General features: G+C 41.7%; 8 protein-coding genes. 7 read left to right on the top strand and 1 reads right to left on the bottom strand.

What is annotated here, in order from left to right; translation table 11 throughout:
* The first annotated feature begins 193 nt into the window (after nucleotides 1-193).
* On the top strand, nucleotides 194-493 hold the full coding sequence (gene trxA, locus QZ379_RS11220) for a thioredoxin (RefSeq protein ID WP_291564612.1): 300 nt from the start codon (nucleotides 194-196) through the stop codon (nucleotides 491-493).
* 90 nt (nucleotides 494-583) lie between these two features.
* On the opposite strand, the gene QZ379_RS11215 is transcribed toward trxA, so the two are convergent.
* On the bottom strand, nucleotides 584-1,975 hold the full coding sequence (locus tag QZ379_RS11215; RefSeq protein WP_291564609.1) for a transglycosylase SLT domain-containing protein: 1,392 nt from the start codon (nucleotides 1,973-1,975) through the stop codon (nucleotides 584-586).
* A gap of 147 nt (nucleotides 1,976-2,122) precedes the next feature.
* Between QZ379_RS11215 and QZ379_RS11210 the strand changes: the two genes are divergently transcribed.
* The 6 genes from QZ379_RS11210 to hisB all read left to right on the top strand — a co-directional run bounded on the left by QZ379_RS11210 (nucleotide 2,123) and on the right by hisB (nucleotide 7,530).
* Nucleotides 2,123-2,422 (top strand): Dabb family protein, encoded by a 300-nt coding sequence (locus QZ379_RS11210; RefSeq protein ID WP_291564606.1) that lies wholly within the window; start codon nucleotides 2,123-2,125, stop codon nucleotides 2,420-2,422.
* A 12-nt stretch (nucleotides 2,423-2,434) separates the two neighbouring features.
* Nucleotides 2,435-2,926, top strand: coding sequence for a PaaI family thioesterase (locus tag QZ379_RS11205; RefSeq protein ID WP_291564603.1), 492 nt, complete (start codon nucleotides 2,435-2,437; stop codon nucleotides 2,924-2,926).
* Between the two features lie 253 nt (nucleotides 2,927-3,179).
* Nucleotides 3,180-4,031 (top strand): ATP phosphoribosyltransferase, encoded by an 852-nt coding sequence (hisG, locus tag QZ379_RS11200; protein WP_291564600.1) that lies wholly within the window; start codon nucleotides 3,180-3,182, stop codon nucleotides 4,029-4,031.
* 41 nt (nucleotides 4,032-4,072) lie between these two features.
* Nucleotides 4,073-5,350: a histidinol dehydrogenase gene (gene hisD, locus QZ379_RS11195; protein WP_291564597.1), complete on the top strand. Its 1,278-nt coding sequence runs from the start codon at nucleotides 4,073-4,075 to the stop codon at nucleotides 5,348-5,350.
* An 11-nt stretch (nucleotides 5,351-5,361) separates the two neighbouring features.
* Nucleotides 5,362-6,399 (top strand): histidinol-phosphate transaminase, encoded by a 1,038-nt coding sequence (hisC, locus tag QZ379_RS11190; RefSeq protein ID WP_291564594.1) that lies wholly within the window; start codon nucleotides 5,362-5,364, stop codon nucleotides 6,397-6,399.
* A 9-nt stretch (nucleotides 6,400-6,408) separates the two neighbouring features.
* Complete coding sequence (gene hisB / locus QZ379_RS11185; RefSeq protein WP_291564592.1) at nucleotides 6,409-7,530, top strand: bifunctional histidinol-phosphatase/imidazoleglycerol-phosphate dehydratase HisB; 1,122 nt, start codon at nucleotides 6,409-6,411, stop codon at nucleotides 7,528-7,530.
* Nucleotides 7,531-7,714 lie beyond the last annotated feature (184 nt).

Raw genomic sequence — 7,714 nt, 5'->3', positions numbered from 1 at the left:
GTGAACTCATAATGTTGGTTTTATGAGTCAACTTTTTTCAGGGTAAGACAAATACTGTTCGAACGTTATTCGAAAACAGATAAACTATAAAGGTGGAATTTTTTCCACCTTTTTTTTGTTTTCATACCGAACAAAACTTATATCATAATTGTTTTACATATACATAATCACTACAACATAAGACGATAGACATATGGAAACTTTTAATGAACTGATTTCTTCATCGGACGTACCTGTCATTGTGGATTTCTTTGCAGAATGGTGCGAACCATGCAAAACAATGTCTCCTATCCTGAAACAGGTGAAAGACATGCAGGGCGATAAAGTACGAATTGTAAAAGTAGACGTTGACAAGAATAACGCACTGGCAATGCAATACAGCATACAATCGGTCCCTACACTGATGATTTTCAAAAACGGGAAACAGATGTGGCGACAGAGCGGCGTAATAAATGCCGGCGAACTGAATAAAATTGTAGAAATGTTCAAATAAAGAAATAATTAAACACTCATTTTTCATCATTTACGCTTAGACAAGGCTGAAAGTTTTCCTTATGAACTTTCAGCCCTCTGTTTTTTTATATCATTCCTTGATATTCCTGATATATACATCGGCTCTGGTCATAACATCGCGCACGAAATTATATGTTTCCGTACCCCTGAAATAACCGTTTTTACATACAGAGTCCTTATAATACTCCTCCTTGTTTTTCAGAAGCATATATACAGCCACATTTCCATCCCACAGATATTTGTCCTTTCCATATTTCTCTGCCAATGCCATTGCATCAAACACATGTCCTATACCGGAATTATATGACGCAAGAACAAATTTTATACGGTCATTGTCGCTTTTTACTTTAGAAAAAATCTTCTGCAGCTCGGCTATATATTTCACTCCTCCCTTTACGCTTTGTTCCGGGTCGCTCTCCATTCCTGCAGGTACTCCATAAAGTCTGGCTGTACGTGGCATGAGCTGCATCAATCCTTTTGCCCCGGCCCAGGAAACAGCATAAGGATTGAAATTCGACTCCGTATATACAAGGGCCGCCAATAACCTCCAGTCCCAGTTTATCTGAGGGGCATATTTACGGAACAAATCATCATAATGGGATATTCTGCCGTCTTTCAACGAAAGGATTGAGCCTTGCGGGGTATGCTTGTTGAGTTCAAAATATCTTCTGGCACTGGCTTCAAACTCAGCAGAATGTATATTCTCCCTATGCCACTTGTCTGCCGCCTCTGCCAGTTTGGGAGATGTTTTTCTGACAGCCCATGCAGAACGCTGGTCAAAGCTTATTTCCATGGTGATATCAAGATTCGGATAGTAGGTCTTGTTGATTTTTGCCAGTTCATTGTTGGTTACAGTATAATCAATCTTGCCTTCGGCAACCATTTCTATCAGGTCTTCATTGTTGATGCTGTCCGACGACACCTCGTTTATTATTATTCCTCCACCCAACTCCTGATTAAGATTTTCAAGCCTTTCTTCATACTTGCCTGGCATTACATAGACTTCTTTCCCCACAAGCTGGGTTACGTCCTCCAAACCATTCTTACCGTATCTCTGAACCAAAACCTGATGCGACACATTTTCCTCGCCACAATATATCAGGTCTTTTTTCCGTTCATTAGTAATTGGCAGATTATATGCTATAAAGTCCCCCTCTCCATTCAACAAAGCATTGACAAGTTCGACTTCCGAATTCAGCACCTTTACTTTCAGCTCAACCCCTAATGATTTTGCAAATCCCTGCGCCAACTCATACTGGAACCCCATAGGAACTTCCCTGTAGTTGAAATACGATGCGTAGCTGTTAATCGTCAGAACTATAAGCTCTTTATCCTCGATAATCCGGTCAAGGTCGTCGTGAATGATTCTTGCCTCCTCCTTCTTCAACATAAAAAAAGAAACTGCAACCACAATGGCAGCAAGGACTATCAGCGACGGAATTAATACTTTACGTTTATTCATTGTATCACATTTTAATAATTAATGCTATCTTTAAATAAGATAGGATGCGGTTCGGCAAAAAAAATTAAGCAAGCTTATTTATTTGCTCTCACCTTTTGCTATCTTTGCTGCATACAAAAATACTATAATTAATAAAAAATACAAACTATGGTCAAGCACATTGTTATGTTCAAGCTGAAAGACAGCTTGTCTGAGAATGAGAAAATTGAAATAATGAACAGTTTCAAATCGGCTATCGAAGCTCTGCCGGAAACAATCAAATTTATAAAAGATATTCATGTGGGACTAAACATCAACCCGTCGGAGAAATGGGATATATGCCTGGACAGTACTTTCGATTCATTGGAAGATGTAAAAGCTTACTCCGTCCATCCGGCTCATGTGGCAGCAGCCGGAATTATCAAAGAAGCGAAGGAAGACAGAGCCTGTGTGGATTTTGAAATATAATTGCAACAGCCTATGAAAAAGATTATTAACCCATGGAAAGGACTGGACGGTTATTATTGTTTCGGATGTGCGCCGAACAACGAAGCCGGTGTAAAAATGGAATTCTACGAGGACGGAGATGATATAGTAAGCATCTGGCATCCTGAAGCAAAATATCAGGGATGGGTAAACACACTGCACGGCGGAATACAGGCCACTCTGTTGGACGAAATATGCGCCTGGGTGATAGCCAGAAAGCTTCAGACTACTGGCGTAACGTCGAAAATGGAAACCAGATACATGAAATCCATAATGACTACAGACGACTATGTAGTGCTGCGCGCACATATCAGCGAACAGAAACGAAACATCATATTGGTAGATGCTTCTATATATAATATGAAAGGAGAAGAATGTACGAGAGCTTCATGTACATACTTCACTTTCCCTAAAGAGAAGGCACAGAAAGACATGTTTTTCTATGGATGCGAAACAGAAGAGGAAGAGGTCAATCCGCTAATTTGAAAGAAAAATCAAACTTTTTGCAATAAAAATTTGGAATTCTAAATCTTTCACTATACTTTTGTCGCAAACAATAAGAAAAAGTTATGATTTTTACAACTGCACTACATCACCATCATCATTCCCTGACGAAATAATCGGTAGGCTGATGGCTCATGCAGTTCATTATAGAAAAAGATTTATTCAAGGCTTGCCGTAAAATCCACGGTGAGCCATTTTTATTAATACAGATTATAAACTTTTAAAACCGAAAAATATGCTAAGAATTGCCGTACAATCAAAAGGCCGTCTGTTCGAAGATACAATGGCCCTGCTTGCAGAAGCTGACATCAAACTGTCAACATCAAAACGCACTTTGCTTACACAGTCAACTAATTTCCCTGTAGAAATTCTCTTCCTGCGCGATGACGATATTCCTCAATGCGTGGCAAACGGTGTTGCAGACATGGGTATAGTGGGCGAAAATGAATTTGAAGAAAAGCAGGAAGAAGCAGATATCATCCAAAGATTGGGATTCAGCAAATGCCGCCTGTCGCTCGCCCTTCATAAGGAGATAGAGTACAACGGCCTGGAATGGTTCAACGGAAAGAAAATTGCAACCTCATATCCGGTAATTCTGAAAAAATTCCTCGACAAGAACAATATCAAGGCTGATATACATGTGATAACCGGTTCCGTAGAGATTGCTCCGGGTATCGGACTGGCTGATGCCATCTTCGACATAGTAAGTTCTGGTTCTACACTTATCAGCAACAATCTGAAAGAGGTGGAAGTGGTGATGAAAAGCGAAGCTCTTCTGATTGGTAACAAAAACATGAGTGAAGAGAAAAAGGAAATTCTCAAGGAACTATTGTTCAGATTAGATGCCGTAAAGGCTGCCGAAGACAAGAAATATGTACTGATGAATGTTCCGACTGACAAGGTGAAAGATATAATTGAAGTTCTTCCGGGTATAAAAAGTCCAACCGTCATGCCGCTTGCCACAGAAGGATGGAGCAGCGTACATACGGTTCTCGACCAGAAATGTTTCTGGGATATAATAGGAAAGCTGAAAGCTATCGGCGCGCAGGGCATATTGGTTCTTCCTATCGAAAAGATGATTCTTTGAGAATAAAAAAGATAACAACCAAGAACTAAAGACTAAAAAAAATGAACTTAATAAAATATCCCGCACGGTCAGAATGGAAAAGTATTCTGAGCCGTCCTACACTGAATACGGCTACACTTCGCGACACTGTGCTACTGGTGCTCGGAGATATACGCGAGAAAGGTGACAAAGCCGTTATTGAATACGAAGAGAAGTTCGACAAGGTGAAACTTGCATCGCTCGAAGTTACTGAAGAAGAGTTTGCCGAAGCCGAAAAAGCCACTGACAGTACGCTTAAAGAAGCAATTGGCAAGGCTTTGGAGAATATCCGTACATTCCATGCTTCACAGAAGTTTGAGGGACAGAAAGTAACTACTACAACAGGGGTTACATGCTGGCAGAAAGCAGTAGCCATTGAGAAAGTAGGTCTTTACATTCCGGGCGGTACCGCTCCCCTTTTCTCTACAGTGCTTATGCTTGCGGCTCCGGCCAAGATTGCAGGTTGCAAGGAAATAGTTCTTTGCTCACCTCCAAACCGCGAAGGCAAAATCAATCCAGCCATTCTTTATGCGGCCAAGGCAGCCGGAGTAAGCAGAATATTCAAGGCAGGTGGTGTACAGGCTATCGGAGCTATGGCTTACGGTACGGAAAGTATCCCTAAGGTATATAAGATATTCGGTCCGGGCAACCAATATGTAATGGCAGCCAAGCAGGAAGTATCGCTTCACGATGTAGCTATAGATATGCCTGCAGGTCCTTCGGAAGTAGCTGTACTGGCTGATGAGACGGCGAATCCGGCATACGTTGCATCCGACTTGCTTTCACAGGCTGAACACGGAGTTGACAGTCAGTCAATACTGATTACTACATCAGAGGAACTTATCGATGCGGTGCAGGAAGAAGTGGAAAAACAGCTATCTGTATTACCAAGAAAAGAAATTACCGAAAAGTCACTTTCACACAGCAAACTCATTTTAGTAAATTCCATTGATGAAGCTATTGAAATGTCTAACGAATATGCTCCGGAGCATCTCATCATAGAAACAAAAGACTATATGCAGGTGGCAGAAAGGATAGTAAATGCCGGTTCAGTATTCCTCGGCCCATACACTCCTGAAAGTGCAGGCGACTATGCATCGGGAACCAACCACACTCTTCCTACCAACGGATATGCAAAAGCCTACAGCGGAGTAAATCTGGACAGTTTCACACGCAAGATTACATTCCAGGAAATCACACGAGAAGGTATAATGAACATAGGACCGACCATAGAAACAATGGCTGCAAACGAGTTTCTTGATGCACACAAGAATGCAGTCACAATAAGACTAAAATCATAAGATTAAAGACAATGAAACCACTAAACGAACTTATACGCCCCAATATATGGTCATTGAAACCATACTCTTCTGCAAGGGATGAGTATAAAGGAGCCACAGCATCTGTATTCCTTGATGCCAACGAAAATCCTTATAACTCACCAAACAACCGATATCCGGACCCTCTGCAGACAGAACTTAAAACTTTGGTTTCAAGGGTAAAGAATGTATCTTGCGATAGAATATTCCTCGGCAACGGAAGTGATGAGGCTATCGACATCATTTACCGTACATTCTGTATTCCCGGCACAGACAATGCCGTAGCGATAGACCCTACATACGGGATGTACAAAGTATGTGCAGACATCAACGATGTGGAATACCGCAAAGTACTGCTTGACGAAAACTTCCAGTTCAGGGCTTCAGACCTCTTGGATAAGACAGATGAAAAGACCAAGCTTATCTTCCTCTGCTCGCCAAACAATCCTACCGGCAACAATCTGTGCAGAAAAGAAATAGAAACCGTATTACAGGAATTTGCAGGAATTGTAGTTATAGACGAAGCATATATCGACTTCTCAGACGAAGTTTCTTTCACCACCATGCTCGACAGATACCCTAACATGGTGGTACTGCAGACATTCTCCAAGGCATGGGGATGCGCTGCCATCCGCCTCGGTATGGCATTTGCATCGGCCGAAATCATATCTGTATTCAACAAGGTGAAATACCCATACAACGTGAATCACCTCACACAGACCGAAGCAATCAGCATGATTGGAAAAGAATATCAGATAAAGGAATGGGTGAAAACTCTGCTCACCGAAAGAACCAGACTGATAGAAAAGTTCGGCAAATTGGCATGCTGCGAACGCATCTACCCTACCGATGCCAATTTCTTCCTTGCAAAAGTATCTGATGCAAAAAAGATTTACGACTATCTGGTAAATAATGGTATCATAGTAAGAAACCGTACAAATGTCACTCTGTGTCACAACTGCCTCAGAGTCACTATCGGCTCACGTCCGGAAAATGACAAGCTGATTGAGGCTCTTGAAAGCTATAAATAAGGAGGAACAATGAAAAAGATATTATTCATCGACCGCGACGGGACTTTAGTGATAGAACCGCCCGTAGACTATCAGCTCGATTCTTTCGAAAAGCTTGAGTTCTATCCTAAAGTATTCCGGAATCTGAGTTTTGTACGCGAGAAGTTGGACTATGAGTTCGTAATGGTGACAAACCAGGACGGACTCGGAACAGATTCTTTTCCTGAAGATACTTTCCGGCCGGTACATAATCTTGTAATGAAAACACTGGAGAACGAAGGAATAACCTTCGACAATGTTTGTATTGACAGAAGCTTTCCGGAGGACAACGCTCCTACCAGAAAACCCGGAACAGGAATGCTCACACAATACATCGACAATCCTGAATACGACCTTGCCGGAAGCTTTGTTATAGGCGACCGTGCTACAGACGTTGAGCTTGCAAAGAATCTTGGCTGTAAGGCCATACTCCTGCAGGACGACAAGGAGATTCTGAAAGAGAAATCGCTGGAAGAATATTGTTCTCTTGCCACAAAAGACTGGGACAAGATAGCTGAATTTCTGTTTGCCGGAGAGAGAAAAGCTGAAGTAAGACGCACTACAAAAGAAACAGACATCTACATAAGCCTCAACCTCGACGGAAACGGTTCTTGCGATATAAGTACCGGTTTGGGATTTTTCGACCATATGTTAGAACAGATTGGCAAACATGGAGGGCTGGACCTTACGATAAAAGTAAAAGGTGACCTCGAAGTGGACGAACATCACACGATAGAAGACACTGCCATAGCCCTTGGAGAATGTATCTACAAGGCATTAGGCAACAAACGGGGAATAGAGAGATACGGCTACTGCCTGCCTATGGACGACTGTCTGTGTCAGGTGGCACTCGACTTTGGCGGACGTGCATGGTTGGTATGGGATGCAGAATTCAAACGCGAGAAAATAGGTGACATGCCCACAGAAATGTTCCTGCATTTCTTCAAATCGCTGAGCGACTCCGCACGTATGAACCTCAATATAAAGGCTGAAGGCCAGAACGAGCATCACAAGATTGAAGGTATTTTCAAAGCCCTTGCAAGAAGTATCAAGATGGCAGTGAAACGTGATGTATATCACTTCGAAGTACCGTCAAGCAAAGGATGCATATAAAACTACAAACAGAAGTAACGGAGGAGGCTAAACTGCCTCCTTTTTTGTTAACAAGATTTTCAAATAAAGCAGTTTGGTTAAACAGTGTTATAAAACATACTTTTTTACTCCAAAGACTTGCAGATTACGGAAAAGTCCGTACCTTTGTACTGTGTTTTTCATAGTATTAGATTTTAAGGTTAAC

This window comes from Bacteroides sp., from assembly GCF_019417265.1.
Classification (GTDB): domain Bacteria; phylum Bacteroidota; class Bacteroidia; order Bacteroidales; family Bacteroidaceae; genus Phocaeicola.
Note: the sequence above shows the minus strand (reverse complement) of the source record. Positions and strands in the feature narration are given on the sequence as shown.